General features: G+C 56.5%; 9 protein-coding genes and 7 pseudogenes. 6 read left to right on the forward strand and 10 right to left on the reverse strand.

Translation table 11 applies throughout. The features are described from left to right. Positions 1-332: 332 nt before the first annotated feature. The 3 genes and pseudogenes from JFV26_RS33120 (at position 333) to JFV26_RS33130 (ending at position 5,922) form a co-directional block, all read left to right on the forward strand. The gene (locus JFV26_RS33120) at positions 333-1,760 is read left to right on the forward strand and encodes an efflux transporter outer membrane subunit (protein ID WP_201197689.1); all 1,428 of its coding nucleotides are present in this window, start codon (positions 333-335) and stop codon (positions 1,758-1,760) included. Beyond that, a pseudogene (locus tag JFV26_RS33125) lies at positions 1,757-2,859 on the forward strand (efflux RND transporter periplasmic adaptor subunit). Before JFV26_RS33120 ends, JFV26_RS33125 begins: the two are co-directional and overlap by 4 nt. Then, a pseudogene (locus tag JFV26_RS33130) lies at positions 2,856-5,922 on the forward strand (efflux RND transporter permease subunit). Before JFV26_RS33125 ends, JFV26_RS33130 begins: the two co-directional pseudogenes overlap by 4 nt. A gap of 75 nt (positions 5,923-5,997) precedes the next feature. Here the strand turns inward: JFV26_RS33130 and JFV26_RS33135 are convergent. Continuing rightward, entirely contained in the window at positions 5,998-6,870 is an 873-nt protein-coding gene (locus tag JFV26_RS33135) for a helix-turn-helix domain-containing protein (protein WP_201197690.1), read from the reverse strand. A 419-nt stretch (positions 6,871-7,289) separates the two neighbouring features. Continuing rightward, on the reverse strand, positions 7,290-7,664 hold the full coding sequence (locus tag JFV26_RS33140) for an acyl-homoserine-lactone synthase (protein WP_201197691.1): 375 nt from the start codon (positions 7,662-7,664) through the stop codon (positions 7,290-7,292). 599 nt (positions 7,665-8,263) lie between these two features. Between JFV26_RS33140 and JFV26_RS33145 the strand changes: the two genes are divergently transcribed. Next, positions 8,264-8,710, forward strand: coding sequence for a hypothetical protein (locus tag JFV26_RS33145; RefSeq protein WP_242487977.1), 447 nt, complete (start codon positions 8,264-8,266; stop codon positions 8,708-8,710). A gap of 254 nt (positions 8,711-8,964) precedes the next feature. Here JFV26_RS33145 and JFV26_RS33150 read toward each other — a convergent pair whose 3' ends face one another. Continuing rightward, a complete protein-coding gene (locus JFV26_RS33150) occupies positions 8,965-9,699 on the reverse strand; it encodes a helix-turn-helix transcriptional regulator (RefSeq protein WP_201197692.1) in 735 nt (244 codons plus the stop codon). Positions 9,700-10,161: 462 nt separating this feature from the next. Between JFV26_RS33150 and JFV26_RS33155 the strand changes: the two genes are divergently transcribed. Continuing rightward, the gene (locus JFV26_RS33155) at positions 10,162-10,317 is read left to right on the forward strand and encodes a phosphoribulokinase (protein ID WP_242487978.1); all 156 of its coding nucleotides are present in this window, start codon (positions 10,162-10,164) and stop codon (positions 10,315-10,317) included. 220 nt (positions 10,318-10,537) lie between these two features. Then, a pseudogene (locus JFV26_RS33160) lies at positions 10,538-12,531 on the forward strand (FUSC family protein). A 361-nt stretch (positions 12,532-12,892) separates the two neighbouring features. On the opposite strand, the pseudogene JFV26_RS33165 reads toward JFV26_RS33160, so the two are convergent. The 7 genes and pseudogenes from JFV26_RS33165 to JFV26_RS33195 all read right to left on the reverse strand — a co-directional run. Then, positions 12,893-14,187 (reverse strand): annotated as a pseudogene (locus JFV26_RS33165) (MFS transporter); the annotation flags it as partial. A gap of 85 nt (positions 14,188-14,272) precedes the next feature. Further along, positions 14,273-15,507: pseudogene (locus tag JFV26_RS33170) on the reverse strand (sugar MFS transporter). 58 nt (positions 15,508-15,565) lie between these two features. Continuing rightward, the gene (locus tag JFV26_RS33175; protein ID WP_201197693.1) at positions 15,566-15,925 is read right to left on the reverse strand and encodes an L-rhamnose mutarotase; all 360 of its coding nucleotides are present in this window, start codon (positions 15,923-15,925) and stop codon (positions 15,566-15,568) included. Beyond that, positions 15,922-16,698, reverse strand: a complete 777-nt coding sequence (locus JFV26_RS33180) for an SDR family oxidoreductase (RefSeq protein WP_201197694.1) — start codon at positions 16,696-16,698, stop codon at positions 15,922-15,924. The genes JFV26_RS33175 and JFV26_RS33180 overlap by 4 nt, the downstream gene beginning before the upstream one ends. Further along, positions 16,695-17,557, reverse strand: a pseudogene (locus JFV26_RS33185) (amidohydrolase family protein). Before JFV26_RS33185 ends, JFV26_RS33180 begins: the two are co-directional and overlap by 4 nt. Before the next feature lie 34 nt (positions 17,558-17,591). After that, a pseudogene (locus tag JFV26_RS33190) lies at positions 17,592-18,868 on the reverse strand (L-fuconate dehydratase). Positions 18,869-18,906: 38 nt separating this feature from the next. Continuing rightward, positions 18,907-19,494 (reverse strand): fumarylacetoacetate hydrolase family protein (locus tag JFV26_RS33195; RefSeq protein WP_201197696.1); only part of this gene is annotated, 588 nt, incomplete at its 5' end.

The raw sequence follows: 19,494 nt of genomic DNA on the forward strand, positions 1-19,494 counted from the left end.
CATAGGAAAGAGAGCCGAGCGATGTGCCTCATGCTCGGTAGAACGCGGTGCCTTATGTGACAGGCAAGTTGATTTTTCGGTTACTTCAACAGGCGTTTGTGCCGGCGGGTTTTAATCTGGAGAGAACCTTGAAGTGCGGCGTTGATAACGACTTGAGTGGTGTATTCAGCGCTCTTGGAGCGGTCGCTCGATTCTGCTGGAGGCCTCGATTTATCGCCAGTTTTTCGCGCCGGACATGTCCCTGATTCCCATGCCAGACACAGCGGGAGGCGCAGGTTTAAATGCATGACATACAAGTCTCATCAAACCGATGAGGTCATACGGTTGTAGCGATGATTGTCCACTTCTGGCACCGATACCCGCTGGTGATCCTGTGTGCGATAGCCCTGAGCGGTTGCGTACTGGGGCCTGACTATCAGGTCCCCGCGGTTCCGGTCGCCGCCAAATGGCAAGCACCGTTACCCCATGGTGCCTCGGTGGCAGCCTTGACCGATTGGTGGCAGCAATTTGATGACCCGGCACTCGCCGAGTTGTTGCGCCTGGCTGAAGCCGACAGCCCGTCAATGGATCAGGCGGCGGCCAACATCGCCTTGGCCCGTGCGACCCTGGACACACGTTCCGCCGAGGCGCTGCCGAGTCTTGAGTCGACGTTATCGAAGGGCCGTGGCGGCCAACAGAAAGGTTCCGTCAACCAGGCCGGTTCGGGTTCGTCTGCGCAGTTCGACGCGGCGTGGGAGATCGACCTGTTCGGCAAGCTGCACCGCAACAACGAAGCAGCCAGCACCCGTGTCGAAGCGCGAGTCGATGATTGGCACGACGCACGGGTGACGCTGGCGGCGCAAGTGGGCGACGACTACGTGCAATACCGTGGCTGTCAAAAGCTGGTACTGGCCTACAAGGACCAGGCGCAATCGCAACAAGACACGGCGCGCATCACTCGCCAGTCATTCCAGGCCGGCTTCACCTCGTCCGCCGATGCGGCGTTGGCCGATGCCAGTGCCGCGAGCAACGCTGCGACGTTGATCAGTCAGCAGAGCGAGTGTCAGGTCCTGCTCAAAAGCCTTGTCGCGCTGACGGGCAGCGATGAAGACCGGTTGATCGAAGTCCTCAGCCACACCCCGGCGCAATTGCCGCAACCGGCTCAGCTAAACGTGCAAGAAATTCCCGCCGACCTGCTGCGCCAGCGCCCGGACCTGGCGTCCAGCGAGCGCGAGTTGGCGGCGGCCAACGCTGAAATCGGTGCGGCCCAGGCTGATCGGCTGCCGAGCTTGAGTCTGTCCGGAACGTTTTCCGTGGGCGCGACATTGGGCGAGCGCAACCGCAACTGGTCGCTGGGGCCGGTGTTATCGATTCCACTGTTCGACGGCGGCAAGCGCCGCGCCGCAGTCGACGGCGCCGAGGCCAACTATGACGCCGCCCTGGCGGTGTATCGCAAGACATTGCGCACCAGCGTCATGGAGGTTGAACAATCGCTGGTGCGCCTCGATGCGGCGCGCCGCCGCGAGGCCGACGTCGAACGTTCCACCGCAGGGTTTCGCGAGTCTTTCGAAGCCATCGATCGCAGCTGGCAGGCCGGCAACACCAGCCTGCTGGACCGCGAAACCGCACGGCGCCAGGCGCTTACGGCCGAGATTGATTTGATCACCTTGCAGCAGGACCAAGTGCGTTACTGGATCGCCCTGTACAAGGCATTGGGCGGCGGATGGCAAGCCAATCAACCGCTGGCACGAAACCAGGCATTGAACGGAGAGGGCGTGTGAGTTCGACGTGGCGTAATTGTTTGTTGGCAGTCGCCGTCCTCGCCGGAGTGGTCGGGTTTCTCTACCTTCGCCGTGAGGCTGAACCGGTCGTAACGGCGCCCAACGTCAGTAGCTTGAGCGTGGAAGTGGTCCAGGCGCGGCGCCAGCTCTGGCCGCAATTGCTCTCCGCCAGCGGCGCGCTGGCGCCCTGGCAGAAGCGGTGATCAATGCCGAGACCAGCAGCCTGCGCATTGCCAGCCTCGAAGCCGATGTCGGCAGCCGGGTCAAGAAAGGCCAATTGCTGGCCACGCTGGCCTCGGAAACTGTACTGGCCGAAGAACGCAAACAGCAGGCTGTGGTCGCCCAGGCCGTGGCCAGCCTTGAACAGGCCAACTCCAATGATCGTCGCGCCCGGATCGTCGGCCAGGGTGGGGCCTTGTCAGAACAGCAGCGCGAGGAATATCGAATCAAAGTAGCGACTGCCAAGGCCGACCTGGCGGGTGCCAGGGCCGAGTTGCAAACCACCCGGATCCGGCTCAAGCAGACACGCATCGTGGCGGTCGACGATGGGATCATCTCCACGCGTACCGCATTGCTCGGCAAGGTGCTGGCCGCCGGTGACGAGCTCTTTCGCATGGTGCGTGATGGCCGTATCGAATGGCAGGCCGAGCTGGACGCACGCCAGTTGGCCCAGGTGCAGCCTGGCCAGGTCGCCCGCCTGACGTTGCCGAGCGGCCAGCGCCTGGAAGGGCAAGTGCGCCTGGTGTCCCCGACGCTAAGCACCAAAACCAGTCGGGCGCTGGTCTATGTGGCCCTGCCCACTGACAGTGGTGCCCAGGCCGGCATGTACGCCAGTGGCCAGATCGAACTGCCGCCGCGCGAGGCACTCACCGTACCGGATACCGCGGTCATCCTGCGCGACGGTCGCCCCTATGTGTTCACGCTGGGGGAAGACATGCGCGTGGTCCAGCGACCCGTAGAGGTCGGCCGGCGCCTTGAGCAATCGGTGGAGATCCTCAGCGGTTTGAATGAGCCCGCGCGCATCGTGCGGGCCGGCGGCGCCTTTCTAAATGACGGCACGAGCGTGACCCTGGTTCAGGCACAGGTTGCCCAGCCATGAATATTTCGGCACTCTCGATTCGCCATCCGGTTCCGGCCGTCATGCTGTTTATTCTGCTGACGATCTTCGGTTTGCTGGGCTTTGAACGGCTTGGCATCCAGGATTTTCCGGACATGGACCTGCCTGTGGTGGTGATCAGCGCATCACTCGAAGGTGCCGCCCCGGAGCAACTGGAAACCGAAGTGGCACGCAAGATCGAGGACAAACTCACGTCCCTGCGCTTGCTCAAGCACGTGACGACCGTCATCACCGACGGTGCCGTCAACATCAGCGTCAGCTTTGATATCGACAAGGACGGCAACGAAGCCCTCAACGAGGTGCGTAACGCGGTCGACAGCGCCAAACCACAATTGCCGGCCAGCCTCGATATGCCGTCGGTGTCCCGATTGACCACCAGTGCCTCGTCGTTGCTCTCCTATGTCATCGAATCCGACAGCCTGGATGAGGAAGCGCTGTCGTGGTTTGTCGACAATGAGCTGAGTAAAAAACTGCTGTCCGTGCCAGGTGTGGCGCAGATATCACGGGTAGGCGGTGTCGACCGGGAAATCCAGGTCAACCTCGACCCGGCCTTGATGGCGGGCCTGGGCATGCGCGTCGCGGATGTGGCCAACCAGCTCAAAGCAATGCAAAAGGACAACTCCGGCGGCCAGGGCAATCTTGGCAGCGGGCAGCAGGCCATGCGCACCCTGGGTGCCATTGACGACCCGGCAACGCTGGGCGCCATCGACATTCCGAGCGGTGACGGACGCCTGCTCAAGCTCGGCCAGTTGGGCGAGATTCGCGACACCCATGCCGAACGCAGCAGTCGTGCGTTCCGTGATGGCAAGCCGGTGATTGGTTTCCAGATCACCCGTTCGCTGGGGTTTTCCGATGTCGGCGTGGCCGACGACGTGCGCAAGGCCATGGCCACGTTTATCACGCAGCATCCCAACGTGCAGATCGTCGAAGCCAGCAACACGGTCAAATCTGTCCTCGACAATTACCATGGTTCGATGAGCTTGCTGTACGAAGGCATGCTGCTGGCGGTGCTGGTGGTCTGGTGGTTTCTGCGAGACTGGCGCGCCACGATCATCGTTGCCACGGCACTGCCGCTGTCGATCATTCCGACCTTTGGCGTGATGTATTTAGCCGGGTTCACCCTCAATACCGTGTCATTGCTGGCCCTGGCGCTGGTCATCGGCGTGCTGGTGGACGATGCCATCGTCGAGATCGAGAATATCGCCCGGCATCTGCGGATGGGCAAGACCCCGCGTGAAGCGGCCATCGAAGCCGCGGACGAAATTGGTCTGGCGGTGCTTGCCACGACCGTCACCCTGGTCGCGGTGTTCTTGCCCACGGCGTTCATGGGCGGGGTGGCCGGCATCCTGTTCCGTCAGTTCGGGGTAACCGCCTCGGTGGCGCTGTTGTTTTCGTTGTTGGTGGCGCGGGTGCTGACGCCGATGATGGCGGCCTACTTTCTCAGGGCAAGGCAGGATGAAGCACACGACAGCAAGCTGATGACGCGTTATCTGGGCTGGATTCACGGCACCCTGACTCGACGCAAAACCACGATGTTGCTGGCCGGGCTGTTTTTTCGGCTCGCTGGCGCTGATTCCTCTGCTGCCGACCAGTTTTCTGCCGTCCCAGGACAATGCCCGCAGCAAAGTCACGCTAGAGTTACCGCCCGGTGCCACGCTGGAGCAAACCACTGCGCTGACCCTGCAAGCCAGCGAAAGACTGCGTGCCATGCCGCAGGTCAAACACGTATTCACGTCGGTCGGCACCGCCAGCCGCTCGGGCTCCGGGCCCAGCGATATCACCGGCAACGGCGATGCCATTCTGACCGTGGACCTGGTGCCTCGCGATGAGCGCGATCTGAAACAGGTGCAGGTCGAAGACAATATGCGGCAGGCATTGCGCACGCTGCCGGGGGTACGCGTTAACGTGGGGGGCGATGGCAGTGGCGAGCGGCTCGATATCGTCCTCGCCGGTGACGATGGTGACGTACTCGAACGCACGGCCAGTGCCCTCGAACCGCAGTTGCGCCAGTTGCGGGGAATCGGCAATGTCACCTCGAGCACCGCCTTGCAGCGTCCGGAAATCCAGATGCGCCCCGATTTCGCCCGCGCCGCGCAGTTGGGCATTACCAGCCAGGACATTGCCGATACCTTACGCATGGCGACCTACGGCGAATATTCCTCGTCGCTGGGCAAAATCAATTTATCCCAGCGCCAGGTGGACGTACGCGTGCGCATGGACCCGCTGCTGCGCGGCGATCTTGATTTGATCAACCAGCTGCGCGTGACCGGCCGCGACGGCCAAGTGGCATTGGCTTCATTGGGCGACATCCGCATGGGCAGCGGGCCGGCGCAAATCAGCCGGCTGGATCGCTTGCGTAACATCACTCTCTCGATCGAACTCAACGGCCGCAGCTTGGGCGAAGTCATGGCCGAGGCCAGCCAGTTATCGGTGATGCAGAACCTTCCCGCGGAAGTGAAACTGGTGGAGCAGGGCGAGCTGCAACTGATGACTGAGCTGTTTGGCAGTTTCAGTCTGGCCATGGCCATCGGCGTGTTCTGTATCTATGCGGTGCTGGTGCTGTTGTTCCACGACTTCTTGCAACCCGCGACGATTCTTTCGGCACTGCCGCTCTCGTTGGGCGGCGCATTGGTCGCGCTGTTGGTGTGCAATCTGAGTTTTTCCCTGCCGTCGGTGATCGGTTTGCTGATGTTGATGGGGATCGTGACCAAGAACTCCATTCTGTTGGTGGAGTACGCAATCATGGCTCGCCGTGATTATGGCCTGGGTCGATATGAAGCATTGGTGGACGCATGCCACAAGCGAGCCCGCCCCATTTTGATGACCACCATTGCCATGGGTGCCGGGATGTTGCCAACGGCGATGGGCATAGGCGAAGACCCCAGTTTTCGGCAGCCGATGGCGGTGGTGGTCATTGGCGGATTGCTGACTTCAACACTGCTGAGTCTGTTGGTAGTGCCGGTGATTTTCACTTACGTCGACGATGCGCTGGAGTGGTTCAAGCACCGCGCTCGTGTACTGACTGCCGATGCGGGGAGTGGGTGAAGCGAGAAGGGGATGAAAAGTCCTCCAACACCCGCCCGATTTAAGCTGCGATCGGGCAAGTGTTGGGGGAGGAAGTCAGACGGCTTGTCCGGTAACGTTATTGGCGGCCCATTCAACACTGGGTTGACTGGCATCCACCGAATGCATCCAGCGAATCAGCGAGCGACGACCGCCAATCCCCATTTTTATCGCTGCACGTTTTAGATAACTTTCGACCGTGTTCACTTTAAGTTCGAGTTGCTCGGCAAGTTCCGGGGCCGTGCGTCCGGCCAGAAGTCCCACGCACACTTCGGTTTCGCGAGATGACAAGCTCAGTCCGGACAACAGCAATCGATCAGTAAATCGTTGACGCAGCGCTTCCATTCCACCGTTCTCGGGTCCTTCCAGGGCGAGGTTGTTGTCATGTCGAGGGAGTTCCGGCGGGAGCAGGGCAGCAACATGCTCTTCCACCATGGGCAGCAACAGGCAGGAAAAGTCTTTCAGTAATGCACATTCTTGTGCCGAAAAGCCTTGGGAAAGAGGTGATCGGTATACCGAGAGGACGTAACGATGACCATTCTTGCGAGACGTCAGATGCAATTGAGTCGTGGTGGCCCTGAGCGGAGGTGTTTTATCCGGCTGTTCATTGACGAGCACACAGCGGGAAAAATCTGGCAGCTTGTGCGGAGTGGCGTCTTCGAAAAAAACATCATCGGAAAGTAAAAAAGGTTTTGTGGCGGTATGAGCGTCCATCATGGCATCGATGCAAGTGTTGTTCATACCCACACAACCTATACTTGAGGTGCTCAGTTCAGGAGCGCTCCTCGTGTCTATCCATTGCTCAGTAATATGCGTCGCGTCGATAGGTAGTTCAGTGAGTATCAGGTCGTGCAACATACGGGGAAAATTACGGCTGCCAGTACTGGCGATGACTTTTCCAACGTGCGGGAATAATCTTTGTAAGTTCATCCGCTCTCCATAGCATGGCGTCAGGGGGTATTTTATGTAGGTTGAATTGGTCATTCAGTATATGTGTTAAATATTTCTGATGTGTTTCGGTTTTGTAATCGTCATCAGTATTTCTGTGTTAAATCGAATGAAGGTTCACCAGTCATCAGCGATTGGTCATATGCGGATGATCATCTAATGAGTTTCATTTTTAGTACCTCTTCGTAGGTTGTCGCTGTGCAGGCCAGGATGCCGTAAATTGTTTTTGCTTTTTGTCAAAAGCGCAATATTTTTCTACTTTCCGGTCAGTCGGAGCGCTTCAGAGATTTTCTCCATCATGGTATCTATGACAACATTGTAAGTATCTAAATTCTGTTTGCGAGAGAGCTTTATAATTGACAGAAAGACCTCCGCCGTGAGTCAATGCACATTGACTGGAGTCAGTTTACGTTTGCAGTGTGATCAGCCAATAGTGCAAGTCTCGCTGCCTTCCAACGAGGTTTAGAGTTTAGCCTGATCTGTTCGGCTGTTAAGGTTCCGGAGATACGTATTGGCTTGCCGGATGGAAGTAACTGAACACAGCCGGCCACCAAGTCTCTTTCATGAACGTAGATGTAGATCGCATAAGGGTCGCCATATTCATCCGATTCGTAATCACCCTCGCGATAACTTTTTATGTCCCATTTCTTTTTGTCAATAAATGCTATTTTACGGATAAAACGTATTTTTTCCGGGACTCTCGAAGGGATTGTCGAGTCGCTTCCGATGCTGGTGCATACACCGGAAAATCGATAGGTGAATGGAAAGTGATTCATGATCGAATTTTCTTGATTGTGCGTGAGGAGACTACTGTTAACGTTGCACTACAGCATTACAACTGTCCTAAAGTACAGTATTGGTCTGATGGGCATTGTTGACTAATTCGGCGTTTGGTTTTTTGATGGATTCATATGCATTGGCGAGCGACTTGTGCGGCGATTGCGTCAATATTTATTGGCACAGCAGACCTCTATGAAAATCAAGTACTGATGAGTCTACTAATCAAAGACTGAGCATTTCGCTCGGGTATGAATTCAGAACTTTTGTGTGTTGGACTGCCACGAAAAATGTTCTGAATGGTTAGTACCGATTAGCTTTCCTGAAATTGACTCTTCGGGCAAGCAAAGCGGTTCTGCGTAATGAAACAGTAATAAAGGTGTGGGTGCGTTATTTCTGCGGCAGGGGGACTCTTTCTCTTTGTGCAAAGGTGGCGAAGCTTGTTAGTCCTTCGATGCAATCATGGTTGCAGTCGCGATTCTGCCTCAGTGTGATAGCACTATGAATGATGATCGGTCCTGGCATCTGCCATGTAAAGCGTGGGCTGATTGATCCTCCAAAAATATAAGCCGTTTTGGCTTCTCGCAGGGATGAACTTATGTTTTATATTGCACTTTCACTGCTGATGGTCCTGCTGGTGCCGGGCCCCACCAACTCGTTGTTGCTACAGTCCGGAATAAGCAGGGGGCTGAACGCACACTCCTTCAAGCTAATCGCTGCCGAATGGTTGGCCTATGTCACTCAAATTACGTTGTGGGGCGTGTCCATCGATTTGCTGGTCGCTGATTATTCATGGGTCGTTGTTGCAACCAAGGGTTTTGCAGTGTGTTTTTTGTTTTATATCTCGTTGAAACTATGGTTTACGGCAACGGACAATACATCTTCTGTCACGTCGGGGATTACGGCGCCTGAACTTTTTGTGGCGACACTGAGCAATCCAAAAGGATTGTTTTTTGCCACTTTCGTAGCGCCTATTGGAACTTTTTGTCTGCGGGAAGTTATGCGACATTCATGTCGCTGTTTTCAGTCGTTATCTTTCCGGTAGGACTTGTTTGGGTCGCGATTGGCGCTTATTTTGGTCGAAAGTTACACTCGAATTTTTCCGGGCGATGGGTGAGCCGGTCAATTTCAGTGGTGATTGGGCTGTTCGCATCCTTGATGTTGTTCAATATTGCTTCGCAAGTAGTATTTACTTGAATATCACGGTCGATGCCAGCACTGATATCAGATGCCGGCAATTAAATAGGCGTCGGAGGAGTGGGAGTATAGAGCGATAAATCAGGAGGAAAGTATCAGCAGCTAGACAAGGTTTAATTGTAGCGCTTTCATCATGGCTTGCTTGACATTAATACAGTCAAGTTTTTCGGTCGTTTGTTTGGCGTGGAATTTTACTGTTCGTTCTGTGATGCTCATGATCAGACCTATTTCCTTATAGTTCTTTCCAAGCGTAAGCCAGTGTAAAAACTCAACTTCTCTAGGGGTCAGCTTCAGAGTGATTTCAGTACCGATTTCTTCTATTGGGCGATACTGATGAGCAATGAGGCTGAGGGTTTTTATGATAAACATGTTTGATCGAACGATGGGCGCAAAATCGAGGTCGTTTTCTTCAGATGATAAGTGAATGGAACCAAACGCTCTGCCAGGATCATGGATAGGGATCGTAAATCCTTGCTTAAGGCCATAGGAGATCGATTGTTCAAATATCTCGTTGCTGATATCTGTTTCTTCCGGGATTTCATCCCAGAAAAAGGGAGTCGACGTGATGGCTGAGTTTGTCATTATCGGATCAGATTTGTAGAGGGCACTCTTGCAGTAAGTGTCAACCCATTCGGCGGGGTGGTTGCTGTGAATCGAAATTTTGGGGTTTTCGAAAGGAGTGGGTTCCAGGTGAATATAAGAGAATTTATAAATTCCGAGCTTTGCAAACATCCAGCCCAGCACTTCCGTGTACTCTTCCTTGTTAACCCCTTGGATATTGTTTTCAATCTCTTGAATTAAGCTGAAGAGACTCTGGCTTGAGTTGAGCTTGGGCATGACTGGCGGGCTCGACAAAGTATATTTATTTATAAGGCACTGACCATTATTAGACTATTTACTTTAAAAAGCATCAGACCATCATTGATGCAAAAAATATTTATAGCACTGGTTGTCAACAATGACAAGAGTGTTGTGTTGCCTCGTTCAGCTTCAAGAAGGTATCGATTTCTGATCGATAACTGATTGTTGAAAGGGTGATGGCGTTTCAGGGTGCCGATATATGCCAAGCGCCCAAGGAGGATAGTGAAAAGATTCTAAGCTGGTGGGAGGGGTGGGAGTCTATTTCCATTCAAGCAGTATTTGAAGACTTTAAATCCCATATACCTCGCAGATTGTTTGGCGATACTTGCGCTCCACCAAACTGCGCACGCCGCTGCAAATCCAACGGCACCTCAGTCTAGCCCTCGAGGCGGCTACCTGACGGGTGAGAAGCCTGTTTCTGAGGCGCAGGTGGAATCGGTGCTGTCGTATCAACTGGATGGTCTGGAGCCGACACTGGCGCGCCACGGTTATCGCATCAAGGATCTAGTGGGACCGTTCGACGCCAGACTCAATGAGATCAAGGCGCTGTTCAGCAACTCACTCGAGCCACAGAGCTACGAGACAAGAAGCTAACGGCGGGTCTTCCGATCTGAGCGCTGAGACAGCGTGCGTTTTCGAGGGGACGGTTGAAACAGCCTGCGTACCTGTCCGCCCAGAACGGCGCGACGCCTCTGGAAAGTCACTCTGGTCAGTTGCAAATAATGCGAGCCTGTGCGGCTGAATGCAAAATTGGCATTCAGTGGAAACATAGATACTATGCTAATCATTAGCTTGCTATCGATATGTCTGTTGAATGAAACCGCTCACCCTTCAACTCCCTGATTTCTGGCAAGCCGCCCTCGCGCCCTTGCGCAGTGATCTGCTGTTTGCCCTGCGTAACATGATCGCTGGCCTGGTTGCGTTGTATCTGGCCTTCTACTTCGATCTTGAGCAGCCGCAATGGGCATTGACAACGGTGTTCATCGTCGGCCAGTCCACTAGCGGCATGGTGCTGGCCAAGGGGGCCTATCGGTTGGGGGCACTCTGGTGGGAGCCGTGGCGTCCATTGCGATGGTCGCGGTCTTCGGCCAGGCGCCGCTGTTGTTCCTGTTGTGCATGGCCCTGTGGCTGGCTTTGTGCACCACCGGCGCGTCGCTGCTGCGTAATCACGCGTCCTATGGTTTTGTGCTGGCGGGCTACACCGCCGCAATCATTGCGTTGCCCGCGACCTCGGCACCGCTGACGGTTTTCGATCAGGCGGCTGCCCGCTGCCTGGAGATCGGCTTGGGGATCATCTGTACGTCGGTGGCGAGTACCGTCTTATGGCCGCGCCACGTAGAGCAGGCGCTGGCGGCTCAAGGCCGGGCCGCGTGGCAGGCCGGAATGCGGGCGGCGGCGCCGGAATTGTTGGGCACCTATCAACGTAAAGGCCTGCTGGAAGCCTTGGGGCGACTCGTCGCAGTGGACACTCAGCGCGATTACGCCTGGTTCGAAGGCCCCAAGGGGCGGCGCCGTTCTCAAGCGTTGCGGGTGCTCAGTCGAGATCTGCTCAGCCTGTTGCGGGCCGCACGAGGAGTGGCGCGCCAACGGCTGATGCTCGATGAGACAGCTCGAATCCTGCCGTTGGTGGAAGAAGTGGCAGCGACGTTGCAGCAAGAGCGACACCAGGATCTGCCTGACCTAGCCCGACGCCTTGGCCTGGCGCTGAAAAATCCAGCCCTGAGCCAGGAGGCGCATTTTTGCCTGATGCAATTGGCGCAAGTCTTGCGTTTGATCGATCAAGGTGCCCTGACCCTGTTGGCCGTTGAGCAGGGCAGGGTACCACCCGGTGCTCCGGGAGCCATGTCCTGGCACAGGGATATTGAACAAGGTCTGCTCGGCGGGTTGCGCTGTGCCGTGGCGTTTCTGGTGGTCGCGGCCTTCTGGATGTTTACAGCCTGGCCATCGGGCTTGGGAGCGGTGTCGATTTGCGGAGTGGTCTTGAGTCTGTTTGCTGCGCGGGAAAACCCCTCGACATCCAGCCTGAACTTCCTGAAGGGTATTGCGCTGTCGGTCCCGGTGGCTGCTTTTGTCCGCTTTGGCCTATTGCCCTGCTTTGATGGTTTCCCGTTGCTGTGCCTATGCCTGGGAGTGCCGCTGTTCTTCGCCTCGCTGTGTATGAGTCGAGTGAAACTGGCGGCCACCGCCTCAGCGTTCTGCATTTTCTTCGTCAACAACGTCGGGCCCAGCAACCTCATGACCTATGATTTCGCCGCCTTTCTCAACAAAGCCATCTCGACGCTGGTGGGTGTCGGTATCGCGGTGGTGGTGTTCCGCCTGATTCAGCTCAATCCGGGTGAGCACCACTATCGGCGGATGTTCAAGGCGTCGCTGTTCGACCTTGCCCAACTGACAGTCCGCCCATTGGAACAAGCCGAAAGCTGGTTTGGCGGGCGCATGGCGGACCGCTTGATTCGCCTGTCGCGCTACAGCGAAACCTTGCCGGCCGATCACCGTGCCCATTGGGACAATGGCTTGCTAGGGTTGGATCTGGGCGACGAGTTGCTGGAGTTGCGGGCGTGCCTAGCGAACAGTCAGGAGGCGCTGGCGGTTGAGCGTGATCGCTATTTGAGGGGCTTGGCGGCAGCCCTCAAACATGGCGGAGCGACCCTGGCGAACTTATCATTGATGGATGCGCCGAGCGCAGCATTGCTCAAGACGCTTGAGCAGTCTTCCTTGTTGCCGGAGCAGGAGAGGGAGATGGCGAGGGCGGTAGTGCTGCAGTTGCAGTTCACTTGGCGCAAATGGTGTCGGCTGGGTCTTAAGTAGTCTGTGTCCTTGTTCGAGTTACTAATGCAGGGGGGCAGAACGGTTGTGTATTTTTATAACCAGTGAATGGGGGCAATAGCGCTATTTTTACTGATTTCGCAGAATAAGACCTTGCATGGGGGGAGTTGGCTTATTTTCGATTCAGCGAAAACGGAAGGTTTGCTGAGAAAATTGTTGGCCGAGACCGCTGCGTTGATAACGCTTCGAAAAAAGCTCAACAATCGATGGAAAGCTGGTTGCCGCTTTTGAACCTGCGCGGGTTAGCGATTTGGAATATGTGTTTTTGCCCCACAGGGCATCCCTCGTGGCACCGGCATGTCACGAGGTTGCCCGGCTTAGTGCGGGTGTGACGGCAGGGGGGCGCGGGATCGGCCTGAGGCACGGAGAGCGGGCCTGTTTTGGCAGATTTGACTAGCATCAGCGCGCCGATCAGTGCTGTACCGGCTAAAAAGTACATGCCGGCATGGGCGCTCTCGAAATGCTGTTCGACAAAGGTTTTGACCGTCGGCGCAAGAAACCCTCCCAGGTTGCCCAGCGCACCAATCACCGCTATTCCACTGGCGGCTGCGGCGCCCCCAAGTAGCGGGTGGGCAGGGTCCAGAACAACGGCTGCACGGTAATGAAACCCGAGGCAGCGAGACAGAATGCCAGGATCACCAACGTCAGGCTGCTGCTCAGAGTCGAACAGGCAATCCCTACCGCTGCCAGGGCCAGCATCAGGGCTGCGAAGCGGGTTTGTTGGCCTTTGCGATCGGCATAGCGGGTAACGGCATACAGCACGCACACGGTGGCGACCCATGGTATGGCGGTCAACACGCCTACTTTGAGACCAATGCCGGTGCCGAGCAGTTCGGCAATCCGGGTTGGCAGGTAAAACAGGACGCCATATACGCTGACCTGGATCGTGAAGTAGATCAGGGTGAAATACAGCACCTTGGGGTTGATCAGCGCGGCTCGCCAGGTGGACGGGCTATGCAGGGCCTTTTGCAGATGCTCTTGTTCGAGGGCATCCTCAATGGCTGACTTCTCATCGGCGCTCAGCCACTTGGCATCCCGCGGGCGATCGCACAGGTAGAAGAATGCAATGACTCCGATCACTGTGGCTGCCAGGCCTTCGGCTACAAACATCCATTGCCAGCCGCTCAGGCCAAACGGGCTGCTTTCCAGCAACCAGCCTGATACCGGCCCGCCGACCATCAAAGACAATGGCACCCCGAAATAATAAATGCCGTAGGCCGATCCCCGCTGATTTTGCGGGAACCAGTAGGTCAGGTAGAGCACTACACCGGGCGACAATCCGGCTTCGGCCACGCCCAATAAAAAGCGCAAGATGTAAAAACTGGTTTCATCGTGGGCAAACATCATCGCCGCTGACACGATCCCCCACGTGACCATGATTCGGCTCAACCACAAGCGTGCGCCGACCTTGTGCATTATCAAGTTACTGGGCACTTCAAAGATCGCATAACCGATAAAGAAAATGCCCGCACCCAGGGCAAATGCGGCATTGCTCAGGCCGGTGTCGACCTGAAAGGCCTGTTTGGCAAAACCGATGTTGGAACGATCGATGATCGCCATCGCGAACATTAGGGCAACAAAAGGCAAAATGCGCAGGCGCATTTTGCCCAACGCCTGCTTCAACGCGTGATTAGGCATGAAGAGCTCCGATTTTTTTAGTGGAGTGCATCAGTTTTTGGCGCAAGGTGCGAGATGCCTGGCATCGCTCGCAAACGTTGGTGCTTTAACCCCGTTGTGGCTTTTTCAGTGCGCCGCGGGCATAGGCGGCAACGACTAAAAAACACCCCATAGGTAACAAATACGCCATGGCGGTGGAGGTGTGATCGGCTACCAGGCCCATCAGGTAAGGCAGCAGCGCGCCGCCGACAATTGCCATGATCATGAACGAGCTGCCGCGCTTGGTGTGCGGGCCGAGGTTTTTACGCCCATGGCGAACAGCGTCGGGAACATGATCGACATAAAGAAAAACATCGCGATCAGTGCAATGACCGAGATGCCATCCATCCCCATCATCACCAACACGCAGAGCACCACGTTGATCAGCGCATAAATCAGCAACAGGCGCTGGGCGTTAACGCGGCCCATCAGCCAGGTACTGAAAAATCGCCCGAACATAAAGCTGAGCATGGCGATCGAAAGCAAATAGGCGGCTTGCTGACTGCTCATCTTCGACCCATGTTCGGTGACGTAATTAATGAAGAACGCCCCGACCCCGACTTGCGCGCCTACGTAAAAGAACAGGGTGATAACGCCGGTGACAAACTCTCGGTGTTGCCACAAGCTTTTGCCGCTGAGTTGCTGTGTCTGATGTTCTTGCTCGCGCAGATCGGGTAGCTGCGTGCGGGCGATAAGCAGTGCAACCAATAACACCAGTGCGGCAATCACCAGATAAGTCATCTGCAGCGAATGGGTGGTATCGACGTTACTGGCGCCGCTGAAAAACAAAGCTCCGCCCACCAACGGCCCAAAAAACTGCCCCAGACCGTTAAACGACTGCGCCAGGTTCAAGCGCCGCTCGGCACCTTCGGGAGCACCCAATATCGTGGCATAAGGATTGGCGGCGGTTTCCAGGCAGCCAAGGCCGCAGGCGATCACAAACAGTGCGAATAAAAAAAACTGAAAACTTTGCGCCGCGGCGGCAGGCATGAACAGCAAAGCGCCTGCCGCATACAGGCACAAACCCAACAGAATGCCGGCCTTGTAGCCGTATTTATCCATCAAAAAGCCGGCAGGCAGGGCGATCAAAAAATAGGCTCCGAAGTAAGCGCTCTGCAGCAAGCCTGACTGCGCCTTAGTGACGTGCAAAGACTCCTGAAAATGCTTGTTCAGAACATCCAGCAAGCCGTAAGACAACCCCCAGAGAAAAAACAGGCAAGTCACTAAAATCAATGCCCAGCGATAGGTTGTAACCGCTCGTGTGTAGGACGCTGCTGCGACGTTTGGGTGTTTGTTTGACATGGCGCATCTCCTTTTATTTTTTTGTAGGATCAGGTGCGATGTAAATTTTCAAACAGGGTCAGGGCGCGGGCAAAGGTTGCTCCGCGAGGCTGAAAATCTTTGTCATGGGTTCCCATTTGTTATGGGGCGAGGTCCAGGGCGTTCGTTGTTGATAGCGCCACATTAGCGCCTCCCATTCCTGTACCCGCGAGTTGCTGGCGCTCGCCACCTGCATCGCTTGGGCATTGAATTCAGAGGTGGTGTCCATGACCATGAACACCCGCGTACCCAGGCGCCAGATCTGCATATCGAGCACCCCATGGTCGCGCAGGTGCGAGCAGATCTGCGGCCAGATCTGCTGGTGCAGGGACTCGTATTCGGCAATCAGTGCACAGTCGTCGATCAAGTCGAGCGCCAGGCACTGGCGCTGGGTACTCATGTCAGCGCCCGGTCCAGGTGCGTGTAGCCACCGTCCACCACCAGCCATTGCCCGGTGGTGTGAGAAGCGCGTGAAGACAACAGGAACAGCACGCTATCAGCGATTTCCGAGGGCGTGGTCATGCGTTGACCCAAGGGGATTTTCTCGACGATGCTGGCCAGTTTGGCGTTTGGCTCAGCGAAGCTATCGATCCAGCGCTCGTACAGGGGCGTCATGACTTCTGCTGGAATCACGGCGTTGACCCGTACTCCGTCGTTGAGCAAGGACGTTGCCCACTCGCGGGTTAACGACAGTTGAGCGCCTTTGGCTGCGGTATAACCGCTGGTGCCACCTTGACCTGTGAGTGCGGTTTTAGAGCTGATATTGACGATGGAGCCGCAGGAAGCCTTAAGTGCGTCCACGCACAAATGAGTCATCAGGTAGTAATGAATCAGGTTCTTTTCCAGTGAGTCGACGAAGGCCGAGCGTCCGGCCTCAAGCCCGACACTGTCGTTGACCCCGGCATTGTTGACCAGGCCGTCGATATGCCCGAAGTGTTTCAGCACGCTGGCAACGGCCGCACGGCAGGCTTCTTCGTCGCGTAATTCGACCTGGATGAACAAGCTTTTGGCTTGACGTTGATCCAGTTGCCGAGCCAGTTCGTCGGACAGTGGATTGTGGCCAAAAATGACTGGGATGGCGCCTTCATCGGCCAGCCCCAAGGAGATCGCGGCACCGATTCCAGAGCCGCCGCCGGTGACGATAACGACCTTGTCCTGTAGATACAGATTCATGTGTTGATTCCCTCAATGGCGTAAACGCGACAGGCGTTGCCCCCCAAATTCCGGCTTGTTGTGACGCGCTTAGGTCGTGCAAAACACTGTCAACCAGGGCGCAAGTGTCTGAGTAGTTACTGGCGAGCAGGCAAACAGGCCAGTCCGAACCGAACATCAAGCGTTCAGCGCCAAACAGCTCCAGCGCCAGGTCCAGATAGGGCCGCAGTTCGGCGCTTTTCCAGCGTTGCCAGTGGGCCTCGGTGATCAACCCGGACAACTTGCAGCTGACATGGGGCAGGGCGGCTAGAGGCGCAAGCCGTTTTGCCCAGGCCCGTGGGTTATTGGCGTGGATGTCGGGCTTGCCCAAGTGATCGAGCACCAGATGATATTGATCGTGTTGCTGGCACAGGGCGCTGGCGGCGCCAAGGTCGTGCTCTTTGACCAACACTTCATAGACCCACTCGTGACGCTGCAGGGTGGCGAGGCCCAGGTTGAAGGCCCGGCCCTGCATAAAGTCTGTGGGCACGGCTTCGTCTTGCAGTTGATGGCGAAAGCCGCGCAGGCACGGGTCTTGGCCCCAGCGTTCAAGGCGTTGGTTGAGAGTTGCAGAGCACAGGTCAACCCAACCCACCACGGCGCAGATCCAAGGATGACGCGCTGCCAGTGCCAGCAACTGGTCGGTTTCAATTTCGCAGGCCCGGGCTTGCACGGCAATGCAGCCATCAAACCCGGCCTGGTCAAGCAAGGGCCGCACATCCTCTGGCATAAAGTCTTGGCGCAAGCGGGCCATCTCGTTGCCTATCCAGGGGAAATCCGCGGCCTGGTAGTGCCAAAAATGTTGATGTGCATCCAGCCGTGGTGGGTGTTGGGACGACATTTTTCTTGTTCTCCGCCCGCTGAATTAGCCTGTTTTAGCCCCGATAGCGGTATTGCTCGCGGGACGCAGTTTTCATCTGAATCGAGAATCCTGGCGCGCCAGGCGGCATGTAGGCCGCGTCGCGGATCACGCAGGGGTCTACGAAGTGCTCATGCAGATGGTCCACGAACTCGATCACGCGCCCTTCATGGGTACCGGCGATACACAGGTAATCGATCATCGACAGATGCTGCACGTACTCGCACAACCCGACCCCCCGGCATGCGGGCATACCGGCAAGTTGTACTTGGCGGCCATCAGCATCACCGCAAGCACTTCATTGACCCCACCCAAACGGCAGGCATCGATCTGCACGACATCAATGGCTTCGCGCATGATCAGTTGCTTGAACACGATTCGGTTCTGACACATCTCGCCCGTTGCCACCTTGATCGGGGCGACACCCAGGCGAATTTTGCGGTGGCCCTCAACATCGTCCGGGCTAGTGGGCTCTTCGATGAACCACGGATTGGCGAAGGACAGCTCTCGTACCCAATCGATGGCCGCGTCGACTTCCCATACCTGGTTTGCATCAATCATCAACTGGCGATCCGGCCCCAGGACTTCGCGGGCGATGCGCACGCGGCGGATATCGTCTTGCAGATCGTGGCCGACTTTCAATTTGACGTGGGAAAAGCCGGCATCTACGGCCTCTTGGCAGAGCCGACGCAGTTTCTCGTCGGGATAACCCAGCCACCCGGCGGAGGTGGTGTAGCACGGGTAGCCGTTGGCTTCGAGCAAGGCCATCCGCTCGGCTTTGCCCTTGGCACGTTCGCGCAATAATTGCAGGGCCTGGTCGGGGGTAATGCAGTCGGTGATGTAGCGAAAATCAATGCAGCGCACCAGTTGCTCAGGGCTCATGTCCGCCACCAGGCGCCACACGGGCTTGCCCTCGGCTTTTGCCCATAAGTCCCAGGCGGCATTGACCACTGCCCCGGTGGCCAGGTGTATCGCGCCTTTGTCCGGGCCAATCCAGCGCAGTTGGCTGTCACTGGTCACGTGATGCCAGAAACGCCCCATGTCTTGCGCAATCCAACTGAGTTCCAGGCCCACCAACAAGCCTTCAAGGGCTTTGATTGCGGCACAGCAAATTTCGTTGCCACGCCCGATGGTAAAGGTCAAGCCGTGGCCTTGCAGGCCCAGGGTATCGGTCTCAAGGATGACGTAGGCCGCTGAATAGTCCGGGTCCGGGTTCATCGCATCGGAGCCATCAAGCGATTGCGAGGTGGGAAAACGAATGTCTTCAACCCTTACGGCGGTAATCGTGGTCATGGCTCATTTCTCTGTCAAAAGTAAAACCGCTCGTGGGTTTATTCGGCATCGACCGTACGCTGGCACTGCTCGCCAAGCCCACTGATGCCCAAGCGGATCTGTTGGCCCGCTCGCAGGTACACAGGCTCGGGCTTGATGCCAAGACCAACGCCGGGTGGCGTTCCGGTGGAAATCACATCGCCGGGTTGCAGGCTCATGAACTGGCTGAGGTAACTGATGATTTTGGGGATCTGGAAAATCATCGTGCGGGTGTTGCCGTTTTGATAGCGCTTGCCGTCCACTTCCAGCCATAGATCAAGCTGGTGCGGGTCAGCGATTTCGTCGGCAGTTACCAACCAAGGACCGAGCGGGCCGAAGGTGTCGCAGCCTTTGCCTTTATCCCAGGTGCCGCCGCGCTCCAACTGGTACTCGCGCTCTGACACGTCGTTGATGACGCAATAACCGGCGACATGCCCAAGGGCTTCACCCTCAGGGATGTAGCGGCCACCTTTGCCAATGACTACGCCAAGCTCGACTTCCCAGTCGGTTTTAGTCGAATGGCGGGGGATTTCGATGTTGTCATTTGGGCCGACAATTGCGCTGGTCCACTTGCTGAACACAACCGGTTCTGCGGGGATGGCAGCTCC

This window comes from Pseudomonas sp. TH31 (genome assembly GCF_016650815.1).
Lineage (GTDB): Bacteria > Pseudomonadota > Gammaproteobacteria > Pseudomonadales > Pseudomonadaceae > Aquipseudomonas.